The organism is Mycobacterium sp. E3339 (assembly GCF_001666915.1).
Taxonomy (GTDB): Bacteria; Actinomycetota; Actinomycetes; order Mycobacteriales; family Mycobacteriaceae; genus Mycobacterium.
This window is the reverse complement of sequence record NZ_LZIZ01000060.1, coordinates 62,724-84,323: the sequence shown is the minus strand read 5'-3', so window position 1 is coordinate 84,323 and position 21,600 is coordinate 62,724. Positions and strand designations below refer to the sequence as shown.

Sequence of the window (21,600 nt, the reverse complement as noted above, 5' to 3'; positions counted from 1 at the left end):
GGAGTTCACGAAGTTCCGCCGGCAGCCGCGTGGCGCTCAGCCCGCCAGGGGTGCGCGCTCGGCGACCCGGCCGAACACCATGGCCTCCTCGATGCGGTCGAAGCGGTAGTCGATGGCGTCGGCGAGGTAGTTCTGCCGCACGTTCCACGGCCGCTTGGTTCCCGATTTCGGCAGCGCATGCACCGACCGCAACACGTAGCCGGCGTTGATGTCCCAGGACGGCTTCTCGGCCATCGGCTCGTTGCCGCGATGCGGGTAGGCGTGCGTGTAGCCGTGAGCGGCCATGTGCGCCAGCAGCTTTGCCGTGGCCCGGGCGGTGATGTCGGCGCGCAGGGTCCACGATGCGTTCGTGTAGCCGACACACCAGAACAGGTTGGGCACGTCCTCGAGCATGTGTGCCTTGTAGACGAAGCGGTCGTTGGTCTTGATCTCGTTGCCGTCCAGGCTGATTGCCGTCCCGCCCAGCGCCTGCAGCTGCAGCCCGGTGGCGGTGACGATGATGTCGGCGTCGAGGTGTCCGCCGGACTTGAGCGCGATGCCGGTGGCGTCGAAGTGGTCGATGTGGTCGGTGACCACCTCGGCTCGGCCGGCGGCGATGGCGTTGTACAGGTCGGCGTCCGGGATCAGGCACATCCGCTGGTCCCACGGGTTGTAGCGCGGCTTGAAGTGGGTGTCGACGTCGTAGCCGTCGGGCAGGCTGCTGATCGCCTTGCGCCGCAGTAGCCAGCGCACCAGGCCCGGCGCCTTGCGGGACAGGGCGAAGAACACCGCTTCGGTCAGCGCGCTGTACATCCGCACCACCAGGTGAGCCGGCTTGCGCGGCAACACCTTACGGGCGACGGCCGCGACCTTGCCGTACTTGGACGCCGAGATGAGGTATGTCGGCGAGCGTTGCAGCATGGTCACTTTGGCGGCCCGGTCCGACAGCGACGGCAGCAGCGTGACCGCGGTGGCCCCGCTGCCGATCACCACGACCTGCTTGCCCGTGTAGTCCAGGTCCTCGGGCCAGTGCTGCGGATGCACCACGGTGCCGCCGAACGCCTCGATGCCGGGGAAGTCGGGGGTGTAGCCCTCGTCGTAGTTGTAGTAGCCGCTGCCGAAGAACAGGAACCGGCCGCGGTAGAGCTTCCGCGCGCCGTCCTGCTCGACGGTCACCGTCCAGGTGTCGGTGGACGAATCCCAGTCGGCCGAACGGACGTAGCTGTCGAACCGAATGTGGCGATCGATGCCGTACTTGCGCGCCGTGGCGGCCAGGTACTCGCGGATGTGGACGCCGTCGGCCACCCCCTCCTTGCGGGTCCACGGCTCGAACGGGAAGGACAGGGTGAAGATGCTGCTGTCCGAGCGAACCCCGGGGTAGCGGAACAGGTCCCACGTACCGCCGATCCGCGCTCGCCGCTCCAGGATCGTGTAGCTCAGCTGCGGGTTGCGCTCGCCGATCCGATAGGCCGCGTCGATGCCGGAGATGCCGGCGCCGACGATGATGACGTCGGAGTAGTCGGCTTCGCTAGGGGTCATCGTGAACCTCGCTCACATCGTGGACTGGTCACCAGATTAGGCACCCACCGGTTGGCCGGGCCAGGAATCCCTATGCCGGCTCCATCAGCACGTCGACGTGCAGCGGCGCGCACCGGTCGATCAGCCAGAGCTGGTCGGCGGGGCTGGCGAAGATCCGCGCGTGCGTCGGATCCTGATCGAAGGCCGCAGCGCACCTGTCGCCGAAGAAGACGTAGGCCTTGGCGTCGTTGCACTGCCGCGACATCCACACCAGCCCGTCCAGCCCGGCGCCGTGCGCCGCTTCGGCCCAGCGCACGGTGGTGGCGTAGCTGGAGGCCGGGCTCGCCGTGAGCTCGGCGGCGGTCACCTTCAGGCGCCGGAGCCCGGTGCCGTGCAGCACCCCCAGGCGCACGGATCGGGTGACCTTGAGGCGGACCAGCACCTTGTCGGCGTATTGGTCGTAGGGCAGCAGCCCGCCCTCGGCCGGGATGTCGTGCAGCAGCGTCTCGGCGATGGCCGCGTCCTCAGTGTCGGCGGCGTACATGATCGGCACCACGGGGTCGCCGAAGAAGCCGAAGCGGGTGCGCGCGCCGATCCCGGGATTGAAGTCGGTGGCGGTGCGCGTCGCCGAGAGCACGCGGTAGAGCAGGTGGCCCGCCGGCAGGGTGGCGGTGGCCGGGTCGAACGGGTCGGGTGGTCGTTTCACCACGAAACGGCCATGGCCTCCGCGGCGACCGCGACGACGCGGTCCGGATCGGTGCCGAGGCGGTCGACGGGACGCTCGGAGTCCAGATAGGTGGTGGGGGAGCACAGCCACTGCACCAGGCCGGCCTCCGACCAGCCGTTGTCCTCGGCGACCTCGCGCAGCCGGGCGATGACCGGCAACGGCTTGCCGTCCGGGCCGAACTGGAACCCGGGGTAGGCCAGGTAGGTGCCGCGCCGCACCGCGACCAACGCCCCGTTGCGGTGCGCGGTGGTGGCCAGGTTGCGCGGCGCGCTGGACCGCGACCCCATCCGCTTGCCGGCGTCGGTGCTGCTCAGCATCCCGAACTCGTCCTCGATGCGGGCGTACAAATTCTGCTCGGCCTGCACCGCGCGCGCCACGGCGGGCTCGGTGTAGACCGCGACCGACGACAACGCGTCGCCCACGGCGCGGGCGCTTTCGCGCAGGCGCTCGTGCGCGGTGGCCAGCTCGGCGACGGTGGTCATGGGATTCGCTCCAAAGTTCGGTTCGTGCAGTTCATTCTACTGCACGAACCGAACGTATGGGGCTAGCGGTAGTTGACGAACTGCAGCGCGACGTCCAGGTCGGCCTGCTTGAGCAGCGCCTGGACGGCCTGCAGGTCGTCGCGCTTTTTGCTGCTGACGCGAATCTCGTCGCCCTGGATCTGGGTCTTGACGGATTTGGGACCCTCGTCGCGGATCAGCTTGGTGATCTTCTTGGCGTTCTCGCTGGTGATGCCCTGCTTGATGGTGCCGTTGACCTTGTAGGTCTTGCCGGACGCCTGCGGCTCGCCGGCGTCGAAAGCCTTCATCGAGATGTCGCGCCGGATCAGCTTCTCCTTGAAGACGTCGACGGCGGCCTTCACGCGCTCCTCGGTGGACGACGTCAGCTCGATCGCCTCGTCGCCCTTCCATGCGATCGTGGTGTCGGTGCCGCGGAAGTCGAAGCGAGTGGCCAGCTCCTTGGCGGCCTGGTTGAGTGCGTTGTCGACCTCTTGGCGCTCGACTTTGCTGACAATGTCGAACGATGAGTCCGCCATTCGATCCGTCCCTTCATCCGGTGATGGCCGTTTGTGCTTTGTCTACCCCCTCGTTGTAACCTGTCTGGCGGCAGGTTGCCCGAGCGGCCAATGGGAGCGGACTGTAAATCCGTCGCGAAAGCTTCACAGGTTCGAATCCTGTACCTGCCACCAAGGTTCGCTAGAGCGGCGACACTCTCGACCCGTCGTCGATCCGCACGTCGCGGCCGGCACCCGCCGACACCGTCGCCGCCTCGCCGCGGGCCAGGCCCACCGTCGCGACGATCACCAACACCGCGGCCACCGCGAGCACCACCCAGTCAAAGCCGTGGGCGTCCAACGTCTCGCCGAGCACGGTGATCCCCAGCACCGCGCCCACGATGGGCTTGGCGGCGATGATCGTCGGCAGCGAGGCCGTCAAAGCGCCTGCGCGGTAAGCCGATTGATGGATGATCATGCCGGCCACCGCGCAGAACACCCAGCCGTACACCTCGGGCCTGGTCCACAACTGTTCGGGGTTGTGTTCGATGATGTCGACAACGCCCTTCATCAGCACCGCGAACACCGCGAGCAGTGAACCGGCGACCGCCGCGAGCAACAGCGCGGCCACCGGGCGATCCGACCAGATCCGGGCGCCCACCATCGCCAACAACAGCGGCGGGGCCATCGCCACCGCGACGATCAGCCAGACCTGGGCCGCCGCGCGTTGCTGGCCGCCGGTCGGATCACCGACCGCGATGACGACCACCAACGCCGCGGTGAGTAACACCGCCCACATCCACTCCCCGCGGGTGACCGGGTGGCGGCTCATCCGCGCATAGATCGGCAGGGCGAACAGCAACGAGGTCACCTGCAGCGACATCACGAGCAGCACGGAGCCCTTGTCCAGGGCCGCGGCCAGCAAAACGTAGCTGGCGATGTCGCCCAGTCCGCCCAACAACCAACGCCTGTCGCGCAACAACATGCCGAACAGCGCCAGGTGACCGACCGGTTTGTCGGTGACCTCCTGCGCGGACCGCTGGCGGACCACGTTGCCGATCGCCGACGCCAGCGCGGCAAGGAGGGCAAGGATCGCCGCCATATCAGTGTCCGACATGGGTTACCTCCTCGCGTGGGCGTCGCTGCATGGATTTGCTCACCAATCTAGCCGGGCTACGGCGAACCGCCCGCCGAGCGCGTCATCAGAGCGGGAAAGCGGTGCCTGTGAGCCGCTCGGAAAGCTCCCACAGCGCCGTCGCCGTGCCCGCCCGCTTGGCCGGCCAGTTGCGCCACGTCGGCTGGGTGCGGCCGTACAGGCCGAACCGCGGGCCGACGAAGGTGTCGCCCGGCAAATCCTGGGACACCGCGAACAGCGTCTGCCGGGCACCGAAGTCGGCGTCGGTGGACACGATGCGATCCACGGCCAACACCGCCGCGTCGCCGAATTTGCGGCCCGAGTTGCCCTGAAGGTTCGTGTGCGACCAGCCGGGATGGGCGGCCAGGGCGCGCAGCGCAGAACCGGCGGCCTCGAGGCGCCGCTGCAGTTCGCTGGTGAACAGCAGGTTGGCCAGCTTGGACTGGCTGTAGGCCAGCCACGCCGAATACGGGCGGGATTGAAAATTCAGGTCTTTGAGGCTGATGTAGCCGAAGTGGTGCATCAGCGAGGACACCGTCACCACCCGGTCGCCGAGCTTGGGCAGCAGCAGGTTGGTCAGCGCGAAGTGGCCCAGGTGATTGGTGCCGATCTGGCCCTCGAAGCCGTCGACTGTGACGGCGTGTTTGGTGGCCATGATGCCGGCGTTGTTCACCAGCACGTCAAGGGCGCCCATCTCGTCGGCGAAGCGGCGCACCGAACTGAGGTCCTGCAGGTCCAGTTGGCGCACCTCGACCTCACCGGTCATCCGTTCGGCCGCGGCCTTGCCCTTCTCGGTATTGCGCACCGCCAGGACGACGCGGGCGCCCACCCGTGCCAATTCGCGGGCGGTGGCCTCGCCCAGTCCGGCGTTGGCCCCGGTGATCACGACCGTGCGTCCGGCGAACGAGGGCAGATCTGCTGCGGTCCAACCAGGCATGGCAGCCACCCTAACGACGTGATCCCGCCCACCGGAACGCCGCAGGTATCGTGCGTGGGATGGCCGGCGGGATCCCATCTGAGCGGATGTACCTGGGGGTCATCGTCAATCCGCTCGCGCGCAGGAATCGCCGCGCGCGGGGTGACCGCGTCGCGGAATTGCGCCGCATCGTCGGCTCGTGGGGCGAGGTTCACGAAACCTCCTCGATCGAGGACCTGGGCAAGACCCTGGACGAGCTGCGCCCGCGGGTCACTCACCTCGTCGGGGACGGCGGCGACGGCGCGCTGCACTGGCTGATCAACGAAATCGAGCGCGGGGAAAGCGATTCCGAGCGCTGGCCGACGTTCGTGCCCACCAACGGCGGCAGCGTCAACGCCGTCGCGCGCAAGGCGCGGGTGCGTGGCCGCCCCGACGCCATCGTCCGGGCGCTGGCCGCCGCCGCCGCGGCCCAAAGGCCGCCGGCCGAGCTGCACCTCGACACGTTGCGACTCGACGGCGAAACCGAGGACGGCGCCGCGTTCCATCGCCTGTGTTTCGGGCTGGCCGCCGGGGGAGTCGGAAACCGGTTCTACGACATGTATTACGGAAAAGCCGAACACGGCCGCGGCGAGGTTGTGAAGGTGATCGGCCGCTCGTTCCGCGACTATCTGGCGTCCAAGGTCGGCCGTTCGCCGGCCGCCAGTTACTCGTCGGTGCTGTTCACCCCGACGCGTGCCCGCGTGGTCATCGACGGCGAGGAGGTTCCGTCGCGGACGCACCGCGTGCTGCACGCGGGTGCGATCGACCTGCGAATCGGGGGGCCGTTCCGCCTTTTCCCGAAGGCCGAGAATCCCGGCGCGCTGCATTTTCAGGCCGGCGAAATCCGGCCCTCGAGGATCGTCGTGCAGCTGCCGGCGGCGCTCACCAACGGCACGCTGCGGGGCCCCGGCGTGCGCGACGTCAACGGTCGCGAAATGGTCATCGAGGCGGAGGGGGAGCCTCTTTCCCCGATCATCGACGGCGAACGGTTCGTCGGGGTCGTCCGGCTGGTGGCCCGCGCCGGCCCGCGGATCCGCGTCGCCCGGGTCGGCTGAGTCCGTACCTCAGTAGTTCCGGAGCCGGGACCGCGAAATGGCGGTCTTGTAAACGGCTCAATGCCCTTTGCGGTGCGGATGAGAAATGACACAAGAAACACCTAGCGGCAAAAGGATGGCCATTCATGATTATCGCAATTGCGTAAGTCAGTATCCACGCCTTTGAGGAGGCAGCCCGCAGGGAAATCCCAGGTGATAGGCGTAACTGAGATACTGAAGTCCGTAGTTGCTGAGCTGGCGAGTGCCCATTCGCGGCGGTGGATTGGCCAATGCTGTGAAATTAATGTGTCATGCCGGAAAATGCCGCTCCTCGCTTTGCTTGGCGGCCATCCGCGGCGCTACATTGGGCGTTATCAATTGATACGAAACTTCTTATGGCTCATAGTGGACCCGGAAGGGGGTGGCTCCTGCCATGGAGACGCTCATTGATCACCTGCACATGCGGGAAACCCAGACACCGGACAAGACCCTCTTCCGCTTCCTCGACGACGAGGGCCGCGAGCAGGAGCACTACACCTACCGCGGCTTCGCGGAGCGCACGCGGGAACTGGCCGCCTACCTGTCGACGGAAGCCGGTCTGCGCCAGGGCGATCGCGCGCTGCTGGTCTACCCGCCCGGCCTGGAAATGATCGCGGCGTTCTACGCCTGCGCCCGCATCGGGGTGATCGCCGTGCCGGTCAGCCCCCCGCTGCCGATGTCGTTCGAGTCGGGATTGGCCAAACTCGCGTTCATCGCGCGGGACTGCCAGGCCAAGGCGGTGTTGTCGACCAAGCAGTTCGAGTACGACTACCGCTTGCTGCTCAACCACTTCGACGGCGGGTCGGCCTGGCCGGAGGCCCAGCGGCCGCCGGAACTGCCCTGGTTCGGCACCGACGGCACGCAGGAGTTCGGCGGCGCCCATGTCCCGGACACGCCCGGGCCGGTGCTCTTCCTGCAGTACACCTCCGGGTCGACCAGCGATCCCAAGGGCGTGGTCGTCAGCCACGCCAACGTGATCGCCAACGCCTCGGCGTTCAAGGGCGGCGAGGTGCTGGTCAGCTGGCTGCCGCAACACCATGACATGGGCCTGATCTCCGCCTACCTGTTCATCCTGCTGGTCGGCGGCACCACGCACGCGATGTCGTCGCTGGACTTCCTGAAGCGGCCGTCGGCGTGGCTGCGGCTCATCAGCGACGTGCGCGCCACCCACACGCCGGTGCCCAACTTCGCCCTCGAGTACTGCCTGCGCGAGGACAAGCTGCCCACCTCCGAGCTGGCCGGGGTCGACCTGAGCAGCCTGGAGAGCATCGTCGTTGGCGCAGAGCCGTTGCGCGCCAGCACTTTTGCGCGGTTCCGGGAGCGTTTTGCGCCCTACGGCCTGGAGCCCAACGCGCTCACCGGCGCCTACGGCATGGCCGAGAACACCCTGATCGTATCGCTTCGCGGCCGCCAGACCCTGGCGCTGAACAAGCGCGCGCTGGAGCGCAACCTGGCGCGGGTCGAAAAGGCGCAGCCGGAGAACAGCAACCAGGCGCCGGTGGTGAGCTGCGGCAAGCCCATCGAGGGCAACGTGGTGCGAATCGTGGATCCGGAATCCGGGCAGGCCCTCGGCGAGGGCCGGGTCGGCGAGGTTTGGCTGGACGGACCGTCCAAGGGCGGCGGCTACTGGAATCGCCCCGAGCTGACCGCGGAGGCGTTCGCGGCCCGCATCCCCGGCGACACCGAGCACAGCTATCTGCGCACCGGCGACCTCGGATTCCTTTACGAGGGCGAGCTTTTCGTCTGCGGCCGCAGCAAGGACCTCATCATCGTGCGCGGCGTCAACTGCTACCCGTCGGACATCGAGGCCATCGTCGAGCGGTCGGCCCCGCAGGTCCGCGGCGGCTGCGTCGCCGCCTTCGCGGTGGAGCGCGACGATTCCGAGGTGCTGACCGTGGTGGCGGAGGTGCGCGACCCCGACGCGCTGCCGGACGGCAAGGCGCTGGCGCGCGCCATCCGCCGGCACGGCCACATCGACCCGCACACCATCGCGTTCGTGCCGCCGCACACCATTCCCAAAACCACCTCGGGGAAGATCAGGCGATCCTCGACCCGGCAGCTCTGGGTGGGCGGCGAGCTACCCGTGCTGGCGACCTACACGCACCCGACGCACGACGGATCCGAGCTCACCGGGGGCCCGCTGGACCGGTTCCGCAACCTGATCGAGAGCTACGACCTCACCGGCGACGAGGACTGCTCCTTCGCCGACCTCGGCATCGACTCGCTCGCGCTCGCCGAGTTGCGCGCCGACCTGCAGGCCCTGCTGGAAGAGCACGGCGCCGGGGAGCTGGCCGAGGAGGTGAACACCCGCCTGCTGCAGCGGCTGACGGTCGCCGAGTTCTTCGCGCTCATGCGGCAGTTCGGTGCCGGCTCGGGACAGCCGCTGGACGCGCTGCGTCAGGCGCTGGACAAGATTTCGGCCGAGTACGAGGCGTACGAGACGGCGCGGATGCGGGCCGACGCGCGGCTTCCGCTGCCCGCGCTGCCGCCGGCGCGGCCGGGCGCGCCCACCGACATCCTGCTGACGGGTGCGACCGGTTTCCTGGGGCCGTTCCTGGTCGCCAGCCTGCTCGGCCGGACGTCGTTCACCGTCCACGCGCTGATTCGCGCCACGGACTCCGCGCACGGGCTGGACCGCATCGTCGCGTCGCTGCGCAAGGCCAAGTTGTGGTCACCGGCGCTGGAGGCCGAGGTTCGGCGGCGGGTGCGCGTCGTCTGCGGCGACCTGGCCGAGCCACAGCTGGGCCTCGGCGAGGAAGGTTTCCAGCGACTTGCCGAGACCGTCGACGCCGTTGTCCACAACGGCGCCCTGGTCAACTACGTCAGGACCTACGACGCCCTGCGACCCGCCAACGTGATCGGCACGCACGAGCTGCTGCGCCTGGCAATGACCGCCCACCGCAAGGCATTTCACCTTGTCTCCAGCACCTTCATCTACGGCTGGAGCGTGAAGCCGGTGGTCGGCGAGTCCGACGCGAACCTGGAGATGAACGCCCTGGACTTCGGCTACTCGCAGACCAAGTGGGTGGCCGAGCAGCTGGCGTTCGCCGCCCAGCGCCAGGGGCTCGACGTGCGCATCTTCCGGCCGTCGCTGATCTCACCGACCGGGGCGGGCTTCGGCAGCGGTGACGACATCCTGGTGCGCACGGTGGCGTTCATGATCGAGCACGGCGTCGCCGCCAACGCGCTCAACCAGCTCAGCCTGCTGCCGGCGGACCTCATCGCCGATCACATCGTCGCGCTGATGGGCTTGCCGAGGGACGACACGGTCTACGGCAATGTTTTCAATATGACCGCGGACGACTACTACAACATGACCGACATCACCAGGGTCTTGTCCGAGCGCTACGGCTACCGCTTCGAATACCACGACATCTCGTCCTTCGCCGCCGAGATGAACCGCCGGTGCACGCCGCGCGACCCGATCTACCCGCTGGTCGACTTCCTCACCCGCTCGGCGGACAAGATCGCGGCGATGCGGGACAAGCGCTACGGCAACAGCCAGTACCAACGCGCGCGCGAGCTGGCCACGGTCCGCCTGCGTGAGCCGGCGCTCACCGAGACCGTGGAGAATCTCGTCCGGTTCTTGCGCAGTGAGCGCCTGATCACCGAGGCTGAGGCCGAGGCGCAACGCAGCGCGTAGCTGAGGGGGTAAAACCATGTTCACCGTCGACGACCAGGCGACCGGTCCGCATGACGCCGCGCTCGACCACGAGCGCATCGTCCTGCAGGCCCGTGACGTCGACTTCGACTGGGCGCAACTGTCGTTCTATTACGTGCCCAACGAGCCCTTCACCACCCACTTCTGCAACGTGCTGCACCTGCTGCTGCCCGCCGGCGAGGAGTTCATCGTCGACGCGTTCAAGAACGTGTTGCCGCTGATCAAGGACGATCAGCTGCGGCTGGACGTGCAGGGCTTCATCAGCCAGGAGGCCATGCACTCCCAGGCCCATTCCGGGGTGCTGGACCACTTCGCGGCCAAGGGCGTCGACGTCACGCCCTTCACCGACCAGATGGCCTGGCTGTTCTCGCAACTCATCGGCGACCGGCCGGGGTGGGGGTGGCGGCGACGGCAGAGCTGGCTGCTCGAGCGGGTGTCGATGGTGGCGGCGCTCGAGCACTACACCGCGATCCTGGGCGAGTGGATTCTCGACACCCCGCAGCACGACGCGTTCGGCACCGACCCGGTGATGCTGGACCTGCTGCGCTGGCACGGCGCCGAAGAGGTCGAGCACAAGGCCGTCGCGTTCGACACCATGAAGCACCTGCGCGCCGGGTACTGGCGCCAGGTGCGCACCCAGTTGCTGATCACGCCGGCGCTGCTGTGGCTGTTCGTCCGCGGCGTGCGGTTCATGTACTCGGTCGACCCGTATCTGCCGCCGGGCACCAAACCGCGCTGGCGCGACTACTTCAGCGCGGCGCGGCGGGGCCTGGTGCCCGGGCCCTTCCAGTTCCTGCGGGTCATCGGCGCCTACTACACGCCGAGCTTCCACCCGTCCAAACTGGGCGGGGTGGGCCGCGCGGTCGACTACCTGGCCCGATCACCGGCAGCCCGCGCCGCGCACTGAGCATCGGAGAGTACGCACGAATGACTCAGCCCACCAACGTAATCGCCTCCGACGGCGTGTCCCTGGCCGTCCACGCCCACTCGGAGCTCGATCGGGGGCGCCCGACGATCCTGGCGATCCACGGCTACCCGGATAACCACCACGTGTGGGACGGCGTCGCCGACGCGCTCGGCGACCGCTACAACTTCGTGGCCGTCGACGTGCGGGGCGCCGGTGAATCGTCGCGGCCGAGGCGCCGCGCGGGATACCGCCTGCCGCAACTGGTTTCGGATATCGGCGCGGTGATCGACAGCCTCGGGGTGGACCAGGTTCACCTGATCGCGCACGACTGGGGGTCGATCCAGGCCTGGGCGGCGGTCACCGATGACGCGGTGATGGGCAGGGTCGCCTCGTTCACGTCGATCTCGGGGCCGCACCTGAACTATGCGGGCAAGTTCCTGCGGTCCGCCCGCACGCCCCGCGGCGTGTTCGACGTGCTCAAGCAGGCGTTGGCGTCGTCGTACATCTGGTTCTTCCTGTGCCCGGGGGTGCCCGAGGTGGCGATCTGGACCCGGGCCAGCGTCACGGTTTTCGCCGGGGTCGAACTCATCGGCCGGCCACGTCGGACCGACCGACGGCGCGCGGCGACCACCCGGTCGACCCGCGACTACGTCAACGGGCTGAACCTGTACCGCGCCAACATGCCCGGGCCGTTCCTGGCGCCCGGGAAGGAGCTGCCGCAGACCAAGGTCCCCGTGCAGGTGTTGGTGGCGCGCAGGGACTATTTCGTCTCCCCGCCCCTGCAGCGGTTCACCGGCTCGATACCGCCCCACGGTCGGGTCGTCGACATCGAGGGTGGCCACTGGGTGGTGTCCTCGCACCCCGACGTCATCGCCGGGCTCACGGCCGAGTGGGTCGACCAGAACACCGTTGGCGTAGGAAAGTAGCTGTGGCACAGGCGATTTGGAGTAGCAGACCCGCCGACCTGTACGGCCGGCCCAGGCGCGATCGCCTCTACACGGCGCTGTGGGGGGTGGGCACCCTCTTCGGCGGTTTGGCCTCGGCCTCGCGGTGGAGCCCGTCGCGGGTGCTGCCGGTGCGGCGGACCACCACCGCGGTGGTCACCAAGCGTGAAGTCCTCACGCCCGACGTGGTCGCCCTGACGCTCGCCGACCCGCAAGGCGGGTTGCTGCCGTCCTGGACCCCGGGCGCGCACATCGACGTTCGGCTGGCTTCGGGCCGCCGCCGCCAGTATTCACTGTGCGGTCCGCCCGGGCGGCGCACCGACTACCGCATCGCGGTGCGCCGGATCGCCGACGGCGGTGGCGGCTCGATCGAAATGCATGACACCTTCGCCGTCGGCGACGCGATCGAGTTCGAGGGCCCCCGCAACGCGTTCTATCTCGTCACCGACGAGCGCGAGGTGTTGTTCGTGATCGGCGGCATCGGCGTGACACCGATCCTGCCCATGATTCGACTCGCCCAGCAGCACGGAATCGATTGGCGCGCCGTGTATGCCGGGCGCAGCCGGGAGTACATGCCGCTGCTCGACGAGCTGCTGGCGGTGGCGGCCGAGCGGGTCACGGTGTGGGCCGACGACGAGCGCGGCCGCATCCCCGCCGCGTCGGAACTGCTCGCCGGCGCGGGTCCGACGACGGCCGTCTACGTGTGCGGCCCGACCGCCATGCTCGAGTCGGTGCGCGTGCTGCGCGACCAACACGCCCACGCGCCACTGCATTACGAACGGTTCGGGCCGCCGCCCGTCGTCGACGGTGTCCCGTTCGAGCTCGAACTCGCCCGTTCGCGGCGGGTGCTCGCCGTCCCGGCGAACCGGTCGGCGCTGGACGTCATGCGCGACGGCGACCCGACGACGGCGTACTCGTGCCAGCAAGGGTTCTGCGGCACCTGCAAGGTGAAAGTGCTTGCCGGGGAGGTGGATCGGCGTGGCCGCGCCACGGAGGGCGACGGCGAGATGCTGGTCTGCGTGTCGCGGGCCAAGGGCGATCGCCTGGTGATCGACGCCTGATCAAGCCGGGTAGGCGTGCACGAGCGCGCTGTTGAGTTTTGGCACGGCGTGGGTGAGCTCGTGTTCGGCGTCGTGAGCGATGCGGTGGGCATCCTCGAGGCTGGTGCGGGGATCGATGTCGAGTTCCACGTCGGCGTGCAGCTGGTGACCTATCCAGCGCATCCGGACGCTTCGCACACTGCGGACACCGGGCCGAGCGGCAAGGCACGCTTCGGCGATATCGACGAGCGCGGGGTCCACCGCGTCCATGAGCCGGCGGAAGATGTCGCGCACCGCGCGGTACAGCACCGCCACGATCGCCACCGTGATGATCATGCCGACGACCGGGTCCGCGATCGGGTAGCCGAGAGCAACACCGATCGCCCCGAAAAGCACTGCCAACGAGGTGAATCCGTCGGTTCGCGCGTGGAGGCCGTCGGCGACGAGGGCGGCCGAGCCGATGCGGCGGCCGATCCGAATCCGGTAGCTCGCCACGCCCTCGTTACCCAGGAAGCCGATCACGCCGGCCGCGGCAACCCAGCCGACGTGCTCGACGGCAACGGGGTGCATGAGCCGCAGGACCGCTTCGTAGCCGGCCACGATCGCCGACAGGGCGATCATGGTTATGACGAACAAGCCGGCGATGTCCTCGGCGCGCCCGTAGCCGTAGGTGTAGCGGCGGGTCGGCGCGCGTCGGCCCAGCGAGAACGCGATCCAGAGCGGCACCGCGGTCAGCGCGTCCGAGAAATTGTGAATGGTGTCGGCGGCCAGGGCGATGGATCCGGAAAGGATGGCGATGACCACTTGGATGGCGGCGGTCGCGCCCAGGCCAGCGAGCCCGATCTTGACGGCCCGGATGCCGGCGGCGCTGGATTTCAGCGCCGTGTCGACGCTGTCGGCGGCATCGTGGCTGTGCGGGACGAGGGCGTGCGTGAGGATGCCGCGAAGTCCGTGGGCATGCCCGTGACCGTGGTCGCCGTCCGCGTTCATCCGCGTATTGCCCGCTTATCTGCATGCATACGCAGATAATAAGCCACCCGGGCCGGCGGTGTTAACCTCGCCTTGCAATTCAACCGCTGACTCCGCCGGGCACCCCCAGGGTCCGCTTCGGTCCCGTGGCGAGCAGGGCCTGCGGCGAACCGCGAAGCTCCGCGGCGAGGTCGTGCTCGAGCGCCGGAATCGCCAAGCCCCGGCGGCGGAACTGCCGATCCAGCGCGGCGATGAACAAGCCCTCGCCCGGGCGGCGGCACGCCAGCACGGCGCGCTCGTTCATCACATCGCGAGTCAGGGCTGCGGCCGGACAGGACGCGACCACCTCCAGCGAGGCCCGCATGTCCAATGTGGTTGCCACCCCGCAAGAAGGTGAGGCACCGATTCCGATCACGCCGGCGACCGCGATCCCGGACTGCTGGTAGTCGGCCACGTCGCGAACGACTTGCCGCGCCGTTCGCCGGTAGACGAGGCGGGTCCAGACCACGAACACGCGCAGCAACACAGCGCGCAGCGGATACAGGAACCCGCCCTTGGAGTGGTACAGGGGCAGGCTGTGGGGCTTGAGCACGCCACCCCAAGCCAGCCGCTCCGGGCATGGCAGCTGGTGAACCCCGTAGCCCGCGTTCATCAGCTCCTCGACCGCCTCCACTACCGCACCCGCTCGGGTGGCGCCGCCGGCGTAACGCGTGTTTTCGTTCAGCAGGCAGTGCGAGACGAGCATGACTCGTCGACCGCGCTCGTCACGCAATTGGTCGAGCAGCAGCTGCGGTCGCCTGCCACGCATACCGAGAGCATCGACGTCCGCATGGACGTTCAGTAGGGGCCAAGGTCACCGAAGGTCGGGTCCTGTTGGTTCTGGCGGGGGGCCTCGTCGTGGGACAAATTAGGACCAAGCTGTAGCCACCCAGAGCGGAACCGACGTGTCAGTGCTCGAGGAAGTGTCCTTCGACTCGAACGGGGTGACGTGTGCGGCCGACGTCTATTTGCCCGCCGGGGCGAGTGACAGCCTCGCCTGCGTGGTGATGGGACACGGCGGGAGCGCCACCAAGCGCCTCGGGCTGCCCGCGTACGCGGAGAAGTTCACCAAGGCGGGCCTGGCGGCGTTGGCGTTCGACTATCGGCATTTCGGGGCCAGTGGGGGCGAGCCTCGCCAAGTGATAGACGTTGCCGAACAACAAGATGACTACCGGGCAGCCGTGCGATACGTGCGCGGCCGCGAGGACATCGATCCGCGCCGGGTCGCTTTGTGGGGTACCTCGCTCAGCGGTGGCCACGTGTTGGCCGTCGCAGCAACGGACCCGGCAATCGCCGCCGTGGTGTCACAGGTCCCGCTCATCGACGGCTGGCACCGCGGCCGCCGGCTACGCGAGCGTCTCGATTGGGATGTGACGCGGCGGACGCTGCAATTCACCGTCGCCGCGGTGCGCGATGTGATTGGCGCGAAGTTGGGTCAAAGGCCCTATCTGGTTCCCGTCGTAAGCGATTCCGGTGAGGTTGCGGTATTCACCGAGCCCGAGGCCAAATTCGCGTTCGAGGCGCTGGGCGGCGAAGCCGTCGGCTGGCGCAATGCATTGGCACCCCGCATGCTGTTTACCTTGCCGCGCTACCACCAAGGTACGGCGGAGAAGTTGCAGATGCCGGTGCTGATGTGCGTGGGGGACTACGACTTGCAAGCCTCGCCCAGGTTCGCGGCGACGGTTGCGTCGCGAATCAAAAGCGTTGAACTGCATCGCTATCCGGCGGGGCACTTCGATGTCTACACCGGATCGCTCTTCGAAGAGATCAGCGCGGTGGAGACGGCGTTTCTGTGTCGCCACTTGATGCGGTGTGCCTGACGAAATTCAGGACCAGGGACCGGGGAAGCGGCCGTCCTGGTCCTGCACCATCACGATGTCCTTGCAGTCGCCGTTCAGGGCGGCGGCGTTCTCGCCCCGGCACACCAGCGTCCAGCCCGATATCCGCGCGAAGGGTCGGACGGACCAGGTGGTCGCGATCGGCTCGGTGGCGGGCAGGGCGAGGACCGCAAACGTGTTGCCGGCGTTGGTGATGTACAGGTGGTCTTCGAAGAACGCGATCTTGGCCACCGACATCTTCTTCGCCTCATCGTGCGTCTTCACAAAGTCCCACTGCTGGCTGCGCAGGTTCCACACCCCGAAGCCGAATGGGGTGCCCTCCGAATCATGGCCGTCGACAAACAATTTCCCGCCGGACAACGTCGCGGACAGCCCGCCGCCGGGAATGCGGTCGGAGTCGCCGACTTTGATGACGGCCTTGGCGTTCAGGTCGTAGAACATGGTCGACAGCGCCGCGGGGTTGGCGGGATCCGAATGGGTGATCTTCACGAGTTTGTCGGGCCCATCGGACAATTCGGCGTCCACGCTGCGAATGTCGTTGTCCTGGAAGATCGGCTCCCCGCTGGGCCGGCGCAGTTCGGCGCCCGACGTCCTGGCCGGATCGGAGTTGCGTTGGAACGCCAGGACGTCCTGCCAGGCGCGCCCGGATTGGGGGTCGTTCCAGGGCATCGACAGGTCGGTGGGGGAAAGGATCACCGTCCGCGGCGGCGACGTGGGGGCGCGGCCGTCGGTGAAGGCGTTGATCCACGCGACGCCCGCCGCGGTCGAGGACAGGCCCCAGTCCTTGGCCGCGGTGAGCTTCAGGTCGGGGGTGGGCGGCTGCAGTTCCTTGGTCGCCAACGGTTGGCCGGCCTTGAAGTCGTAGGCATATGCGGTCGCCTTGGTGACTTCGGGTTGTTGCGCCTGCGCGGGTTTGACGGTCGTGACGAGGTAGACGACCTTCATGTCGTCGGCTGTGCCGGTCAGCGCGCAGATGGCGCCGGTGAGGTTTTCGCCGGCGGGAACGGCCGGGACCGGCGGCGCGACGTATTGCCCGGTCTTGGTGTCGAAGATCTTGGGGCGGATGTCGTCGAGCGCGGATTTGCCGCCCGAATACTTGTCGGGGCAGCCGAAGTAGGCCGTGCCGCCATAGGTCTTCCAGTCCTTTTCCAGCGGACCCGTGATCGGCGCCGGCGCCGGAACGGCGGTCGGCTTCGGCTTGGCCGCCGAGGTGGTGGGGGTCGCTGCGGGCGGCGCCGCGGTCGCCGAGCAGGACGCGATGGCCAGGCAGGCGGCCGGCGCCACGAGGGCAAGCCCGTATTTGGGCATGGTTCGCCCAGTTGACGCCCGCATCGAAAACCCCCGTTAAGTTCGTGTAACCAAGGAGCGTAAAGCCGCCTCCGCACGCCCGCGACTTAAGGCGGCCTGCGTCACATGGGCGCCGGCTAGCGGTCGAATTCGATGGGCAGGCTCGTCGGGCCGCTCAGGCTCACCATCGGCTTCCACGGCACCGGTCCGGCCGTGCGCGGGTTGAGCAGGCGGCCGGCGATGACGTTCAGCGCCTCGGCGATCTCGCGGCGGGCCAGGTTGGCGCCCAGGCAGTAGTGCACCCCGCCGCCGAAGGTCAGGATGGGCGGCGCCCCCTCGCGGGTGATGTCGACGCGGTCGGGGTCGTCGTAGACCGCCGGGTCGCGGTTGGCCGCGGCGGTGTTGACCAGGACCATCGTTCCGGCCGGGAACAGGTAGCCGTCCAGCTCGGCGTCCCGCACCACCAGGCGAATGGTGCCGCACGCGATCGGGGAGTGCCGCATGGTCTCCTCGACCGCCCGCATCGCCAGCTCGGGGTGCTCCTTGAGCAGGCCCCATTGCTCGGGGTGCTCGCAGAGGACGTGCACCGACGCGGCCACCTGGTTGCGGGTGGTGTCGGTACCCGCCAGCAGGAGGCCGCCCGCGAGCATCCGCAATTCGGCGGTGTTCAGGCGGTCGCCGTCATCCTCCGCGCGAATCAGGTCGGAGAGCAGGTCGTCGGTCAGGCTGTGCCGCCGCCGCGCGACCATGTCGTCGACGTAGTCGTCGAGCTCGCCCCACGCGCGCATCACGACCGGCTCGACCTCGCGGATGTCGACGCTGAAGCTGAAGGCCTTGAAGACGTCGTCCGCCCACAGCGAGAACTGCCGCCAGTCTTCGCGCGGCGCGCCGAGCAGCGCGCAGATGATCGGGACGGGGTAGGGCCGGGCGAGGTCGGTGACGACGTCGCAGCGGCCCGCGTCGATGACCGTGTCGATCAGCCCGTTCATCACCTCGACCATGGTGTCGTGCAGGCGCAGGGTCGCGCGGGGCGTGAACGCCTTGGACGTCAGGCTGCGCAGGCGGTGGTGCTCGTCGCCCTCCAGGCACAGCAGGCTGTTGATCACCTTGTCCCACAGCGGGCCCGACGTGACGCCCTGGGCGAGCAGATTGATCCCGGGCGGGATCTGGAAGCGAGCGTCGCGCAGCACCGCGCGGACCAGGTGATAGGAGAGGACTTCCGGGCCGTGCGGTCCGATGGCGACCGGCGCCTGCCGCTGCGCCGCCTGCAGGCGCGGATAGACCTCGGCGGGCGACTCCTCGGCACCGTACGCCAACGTGGGCAGGTCGGCATCGAAAACACTGGTAGGAGCGGTACCGACGGTCACTGCGGTCTCCTAGCGACAACTTTCACACAATGTATGGCCGCCCTGGGGGAGTGTCAACGACATTGGGGTTAAAACCCGCCAGCCGCCATACGAAAAGGACGCTATGTGTGGCCAGCGTGGGGGCGGCTAGCCGCGTCGCCTGCCGCGGACCAGCTGGCCGCCGATTAGGGCGACCGCGAACGCGCCGCCGGTGACTCCCGAAATGAGCAGGGGCAGTTGGCCGTTCGAACCCCACAGGAAGCCCGCCCACAACCCGGCCGCCAGCACGGCCAGCCCGACGCCGCCCTGGAACACCCCCTGCGCGCTGGCCTGATGATCCTCGTCGACCAGCCCCGAGATCCAGGCCTTCCCGACGCCGTCGGTGCAGCCGGTGAACATTCCGTAGGCGCCGATCAGCAGCCACGCCGTCACCGCGTCGGTGGTCAGCCCCAGCCCCACGTAGCCGATCGCGAAGAAGGTCAGCCCGACGCCGAACAACGCCGGCCTGCCGATGCGGTCGGCCAGCGAGCCGGCCGGGTAACTGGCCAACGCGTACACCGCGTTGTATCCGACGTAGGCCAGGATCACCCCCACCACCGAGAAGCCGATCTCGTTGAGCCGCAACAACAACAGGGCATCAGGAAAGTTCACCACGCTGAAGGCGACCAGCAGCGCCGTCACCCGCCAGTACGGTCGCGGCAGCGAGCGCACCCCGGCCCACATGGACTCGCGCTTTTCTCGCGGGGCGCGCCGGCCGCGCTCGCGCACGAGGAAGACCAACGCCACGGACAGGACGGCGGGCACGATGGCGACATACAGCAACGGCGGGATCCGGTGGTCCAGCAGCTCGTAGCCCGCCAACCCGAGCAGCGGGCCCACCACCGCGCCGAAGGTGTCCATCGCGCGGTGGAAGCCGAACACCCGGCCGCGCAGGGCCTCGGGCACGTCGGCGACCAGCAGCGCGTCGCGCGGGGCACCGCGCACGCCCTTGCCGAGCCGATCGACGACGCGGCCCGCCAGCACGCCCGGCCACGCCCCGGCGACGGCGACGATGACCTTGCCGAGCGCCGCCATCCCGTAACCGGCGGCGATCAGCGGGCGCCGCGCGAACCGGTCCCCGAGCGGGCCGGCCGCCAGTTTCGTCAGCGACGCCGCGCCCTCGGCCGCGCCCTCGACGGCTCCCACCACGGACGGTGGCGCGCCCAGCACGGCCGTCAGGTAGATCGGCAGCAGCGGGTAAAGCAGCTCGCTGGCGGCGTCCTGCAGGAACGAGACCCCGGAGAGCACCGCGACGTTGCGGGTGAGCCAGCGGGGCCTCGCGTCGGTTTTACCCTTGCGCACGAAGCCGCACCATCCGCGTCGTCGACGTCTCGTCCAGCTCGACGACATCGGACCGCGACCGCAGGAAATCACTGAACGAGCGGAACCCCAGAGACCTTTCGCTGAACGACGGGTCCATCCGCTTCATCTGTGCCTTCACCGCGGAGTTGTGCAGCCAATCGACGTCGTCCTTGTCCAGGCCGATCTGCAGCGCGCGGGTCAGCAGCGCCGTGGCGGCGGCCTGTGGATCGGGCGGCTCCGGTTCCTCCGGCTGCGCCGCCTTGGCCTTTCCGGTCCGCCGTTTCGCCGGCTTCGCCTCGGCTTCCGCGGGCTCGGGTTCCAGGGCAGGAACCCCGGGCAGCGAGTCGTAGATGACGAACTCGTCGCAGGCCGCCGCGAGCGCCCGGCTGGACGCGCCGGCCACCCCAATGCCCACCACGTATCGCCCGAGGCGCTTGCAGCGCTGCGCCAGCGGGATGTAGTCGGAGTCGCCGGCCACGATCACCACGTGGGTCAGGTCGGGCAGCCGGAACATGTCCTCGACCGCGTCCACCGCCAGCCGGATATCGGCACCGTTCTTGCCGTAGGCCGCCGCGGGGAACAGCTGCACCAGGTCGACCGCGCGGGCCACCAGCTGCCCGCGATACCCGGCGTTGATGTCCGCCGACCAGTCCGCGTAGGCCCGGGTGAGCACCAGCGTCCCGAACGACGACGCGAAGTCGAGGATCGCCGCGACGTCAACGGTGGCCCGGTCCAGCCGCTCGGCGTACTGCTCGAGCCCCTTGGCCTTGTCCCGCTGGAACGAGTTACGGCCGTGCACCTGGTCATATCGCGAGATCACGATGTTGTCGAAGTCGAGGTAGACGGCCACGCGGGCCGCAACCGGTTCGGTCATGGGCTAAATCATCGCTGAGGCGTCCGGCACTGCGGCGCCCGGAAGCGGTTTCCGTCACGATTCGGCCGTAATCGGTGCCGGAGTGGGTATCCCCGGGGCCATGAACGAGTTGAAGTATCTGGAGCTGCACGGCGATCGCGTCGCGTACCGCGACGAGGGCGACGGCGAGGCGCTCCTGCTCATCCACGGCATGGCCGGTAGCTCGGAGACCTGGCGGTCGGTGATTCCGCCGCTGTCGAAGAAGTTCCGCGTGATCGCGCCCGACCTGCTCGGGCACGGCGAGTCGGCGAAACCCCGCACGGACTATTCGCTGGGGGCGTTCGCGGTCTGGCTTCGCGACCTGCTCGACGAGCTCGGCGTGAGCCAGGCCACCCTGGTCGGCCAATCGCTGGGCGGCGGGGTCGCGATGCAGTTCGTCTACCAGCACCCCGACTACGCCAAGCGGTTGATCTTGATCAGCAGCGGCGGCCTGGGTCCCGACGTGGGATGGGTGCTGCGGCTGCTCTCGGCGCCCGGCGCCGAGCTGGTGTTGCCGATCATCGCGCCGAAGCCCGTGCTGTCCATCGGCAACCGGCTGCGGTCCTGGATGAAGAGCGCCGGCATCCAGTCGCCGCGCGGGGCCGAGCTGTGGAGCGCCTACTCGTCGCTGTCCGACGGCGACACCCGGCAGTCGTTCCTGCGGACGCTGCGGTCGGTGGTCGACTACCGCGGCCAGGCGGTCAGCGCGCTCAGCCGGCTGCGGCTGCGGGAGAACCTGCCGGTCATGGCGATCTGGGGAGAGCGCGACGGCATCATCCCCGTCGATCACGCGTACGCCGCGCACGAGGCCCGCACCGACGCCAGGCTCGAAATCCTGCCCGACGTCGGGCATTTCGCGCAGGTCGAGGCGCCGACCCAGGTCGTGGAGCTGATCGAGGACTTCATCGCGAACGGTGAGCGCCACGAGAGCGACAGCGAGCGGCTACCGCTGTGA

The 21,600-nt window shown here is 68.6% G+C and carries 19 protein-coding genes and 1 tRNA gene; 8 read left to right on the top strand and 12 right to left on the bottom strand.

Translation table 11 applies throughout. From position 1 onward, the window contains the following. Positions 1–36: 36 nt before the first annotated feature. From A5702_RS05495 to A5702_RS05480, 4 genes are all read right to left on the bottom strand, one after another. A complete protein-coding gene (locus tag A5702_RS05495) occupies positions 37–1,518 on the bottom strand; it encodes an NAD(P)/FAD-dependent oxidoreductase (protein WP_055404222.1) in 1,482 nt (493 codons plus the stop codon). A 70-nt stretch (positions 1,519–1,588) separates the two neighbouring features. Further along, a complete protein-coding gene (locus tag A5702_RS05490) occupies positions 1,589–2,206 on the bottom strand; it encodes an RES family NAD+ phosphorylase (protein ID WP_068218858.1) in 618 nt (205 codons plus the stop codon). After that, positions 2,200–2,706: a hypothetical protein gene (locus A5702_RS26635; protein ID WP_055404227.1), complete on the bottom strand. Its 507-nt coding sequence runs from the start codon at positions 2,704–2,706 to the stop codon at positions 2,200–2,202. The genes A5702_RS05490 and A5702_RS26635 overlap by 7 nt, the downstream gene beginning before the upstream one ends. Positions 2,707–2,768: 62 nt before the next feature. Then, entirely contained in the window at positions 2,769–3,260 is a 492-nt protein-coding gene (locus A5702_RS05480) for a YajQ family cyclic di-GMP-binding protein (protein ID WP_055404229.1), read from the bottom strand. 69 nt (positions 3,261–3,329) lie between these two features. Here A5702_RS05480 and A5702_RS05475 point away from each other — a divergent pair. Then, positions 3,330–3,413 (top strand) — tRNA-Tyr (locus A5702_RS05475). 7 nt (positions 3,414–3,420) lie between these two features. Here A5702_RS05475 and A5702_RS05470 read toward each other — a convergent pair. Continuing rightward, positions 3,421–4,335: a DMT family transporter gene (locus A5702_RS05470; protein WP_068218855.1), complete on the bottom strand. Its 915-nt coding sequence runs from the start codon at positions 4,333–4,335 to the stop codon at positions 3,421–3,423. 85 nt (positions 4,336–4,420) lie between these two features. Continuing rightward, entirely contained in the window at positions 4,421–5,290 is an 870-nt protein-coding gene (locus A5702_RS05465) for an oxidoreductase (RefSeq protein WP_055404233.1), read from the bottom strand. 86 nt (positions 5,291–5,376) lie between these two features. Here A5702_RS05465 and A5702_RS05460 point away from each other — a divergent pair, with 86 nt between their 5' ends. The 5 genes from A5702_RS05460 (at position 5,377) to A5702_RS05440 (ending at position 12,954) form a co-directional block, all read left to right on the top strand. After that, complete coding sequence (locus A5702_RS05460; RefSeq protein WP_068218853.1) at positions 5,377–6,363, top strand: diacylglycerol kinase family protein; 987 nt, start codon at positions 5,377–5,379, stop codon at positions 6,361–6,363. Between the two features lie 412 nt (positions 6,364–6,775). After that, the gene (locus A5702_RS05455; RefSeq protein ID WP_068218850.1) at positions 6,776–10,024 is read left to right on the top strand and encodes a thioester reductase domain-containing protein; all 3,249 of its coding nucleotides are present in this window, start codon (positions 6,776–6,778) and stop codon (positions 10,022–10,024) included. Positions 10,025–10,040: 16 nt separating this feature from the next. After that, positions 10,041–10,949, top strand: a complete 909-nt coding sequence (locus tag A5702_RS05450) for a metal-dependent hydrolase (protein ID WP_068218847.1) — start codon at positions 10,041–10,043, stop codon at positions 10,947–10,949. Between the two features lie 20 nt (positions 10,950–10,969). Beyond that, positions 10,970–11,875 (top strand): alpha/beta fold hydrolase, encoded by a 906-nt coding sequence (locus A5702_RS05445; protein WP_067821763.1) that lies wholly within the window; start codon positions 10,970–10,972, stop codon positions 11,873–11,875. A 2-nt stretch (positions 11,876–11,877) separates the two neighbouring features. Further along, on the top strand, positions 11,878–12,954 hold the full coding sequence (locus A5702_RS05440; RefSeq protein ID WP_068218844.1) for a PDR/VanB family oxidoreductase: 1,077 nt from the start codon (positions 11,878–11,880) through the stop codon (positions 12,952–12,954). On the opposite strand, the gene A5702_RS05435 is transcribed toward A5702_RS05440, so the two are convergent. Both A5702_RS05435 and A5702_RS05430 read right to left on the bottom strand, forming a co-directional pair. After that, positions 12,955–13,923, bottom strand: a complete 969-nt coding sequence (locus A5702_RS05435) for a cation diffusion facilitator family transporter (RefSeq protein ID WP_068218841.1) — start codon at positions 13,921–13,923, stop codon at positions 12,955–12,957. It lies immediately after the preceding gene. A gap of 79 nt (positions 13,924–14,002) precedes the next feature. Next, positions 14,003–14,710 (bottom strand): 2-thiouracil desulfurase family protein, encoded by a 708-nt coding sequence (locus A5702_RS05430; protein ID WP_082955959.1) that lies wholly within the window; start codon positions 14,708–14,710, stop codon positions 14,003–14,005. A 136-nt stretch (positions 14,711–14,846) separates the two neighbouring features. On the opposite strand from A5702_RS05430, the gene A5702_RS05425 reads away from it, so the two are divergent. Continuing rightward, positions 14,847–15,761, top strand: a complete 915-nt coding sequence (locus A5702_RS05425; protein ID WP_068218836.1) for an alpha/beta hydrolase — start codon at positions 14,847–14,849, stop codon at positions 15,759–15,761. Between the two features lie 6 nt (positions 15,762–15,767). Here A5702_RS05425 and A5702_RS05420 read toward each other — a convergent pair whose 3' ends face one another. The 4 genes from A5702_RS05420 to A5702_RS05405 form a co-directional block, all read right to left on the bottom strand. Beyond that, on the bottom strand, positions 15,768–17,087 hold the full coding sequence (locus A5702_RS05420) for a hypothetical protein (RefSeq protein ID WP_156669497.1): 1,320 nt from the start codon (positions 17,085–17,087) through the stop codon (positions 15,768–15,770). Between the two features lie 116 nt (positions 17,088–17,203). Further along, positions 17,204–18,433, bottom strand: a complete 1,230-nt coding sequence (locus A5702_RS05415; protein ID WP_068218830.1) for a cytochrome P450 — start codon at positions 18,431–18,433, stop codon at positions 17,204–17,206. Between the two features lie 126 nt (positions 18,434–18,559). After that, positions 18,560–19,753, bottom strand: coding sequence for an MFS transporter (locus tag A5702_RS05410; protein ID WP_068218828.1), 1,194 nt, complete (start codon positions 19,751–19,753; stop codon positions 18,560–18,562). Next, complete coding sequence (locus A5702_RS05405; protein ID WP_055404252.1) at positions 19,740–20,627, bottom strand: NYN domain-containing protein; 888 nt, start codon at positions 20,625–20,627, stop codon at positions 19,740–19,742. Before A5702_RS05405 ends, A5702_RS05410 begins: the two co-directional genes overlap by 14 nt. Before the next feature lie 100 nt (positions 20,628–20,727). Between A5702_RS05405 and A5702_RS05400 the strand changes: the two genes are divergently transcribed. Then, a complete protein-coding gene (locus A5702_RS05400; RefSeq protein ID WP_055404255.1) occupies positions 20,728–21,600 on the top strand; it encodes an alpha/beta fold hydrolase in 873 nt (290 codons plus the stop codon).

Bases quoted from the DNA above. Each gene is read 5' to 3' on its own strand.
- A5702_RS05495 (WP_055404222.1), bottom strand. From the start codon at position 1,518: ATGACCCCTAGCGAAGCCGACTACTCCGACGTCATCATCGTCGGCGCC.
- A5702_RS26635 (WP_055404227.1), bottom strand. From the start codon at position 2,706: ATGACCACCGTCGCCGAGCTGGCCACCGCGCACGAGCGCCTGCGCGAA.
- A5702_RS05480 (WP_055404229.1), bottom strand. From the start codon at position 3,260: ATGGCGGACTCATCGTTCGACATTGTCAGCAAAGTCGAGCGCCAAGAG.
- A5702_RS05470 (WP_068218855.1), bottom strand. From the start codon at position 4,335: ATGTCGGACACTGATATGGCGGCGATCCTTGCCCTCCTTGCCGCGCTG.
- A5702_RS05465 (WP_055404233.1), bottom strand. From the start codon at position 5,290: ATGCCTGGTTGGACCGCAGCAGATCTGCCCTCGTTCGCCGGACGCACG.
- A5702_RS05460 (WP_068218853.1), top strand. From the start codon at position 5,377: ATGTACCTGGGGGTCATCGTCAATCCGCTCGCGCGCAGGAATCGCCGC.
- A5702_RS05455 (WP_068218850.1), top strand. From the start codon at position 6,776: ATGGAGACGCTCATTGATCACCTGCACATGCGGGAAACCCAGACACCG.
- A5702_RS05450 (WP_068218847.1), top strand. From the start codon at position 10,041: ATGTTCACCGTCGACGACCAGGCGACCGGTCCGCATGACGCCGCGCTC.
- A5702_RS05445 (WP_067821763.1), top strand. From the start codon at position 10,970: ATGACTCAGCCCACCAACGTAATCGCCTCCGACGGCGTGTCCCTGGCC.
- A5702_RS05435 (WP_068218841.1), bottom strand. From the start codon at position 13,923: ATGAACGCGGACGGCGACCACGGTCACGGGCATGCCCACGGACTTCGC.
- A5702_RS05430 (WP_082955959.1), bottom strand. From the start codon at position 14,710: ATGCGTGGCAGGCGACCGCAGCTGCTGCTCGACCAATTGCGTGACGAG.
- A5702_RS05420 (WP_156669497.1), bottom strand. From the start codon at position 17,087: ATGCCCAAATACGGGCTTGCCCTCGTGGCGCCGGCCGCCTGCCTGGCC.
- A5702_RS05405 (WP_055404252.1), bottom strand. From the start codon at position 20,627: ATGACCGAACCGGTTGCGGCCCGCGTGGCCGTCTACCTCGACTTCGAC.
- A5702_RS05400 (WP_055404255.1), top strand. From the start codon at position 20,728: ATGAACGAGTTGAAGTATCTGGAGCTGCACGGCGATCGCGTCGCGTAC.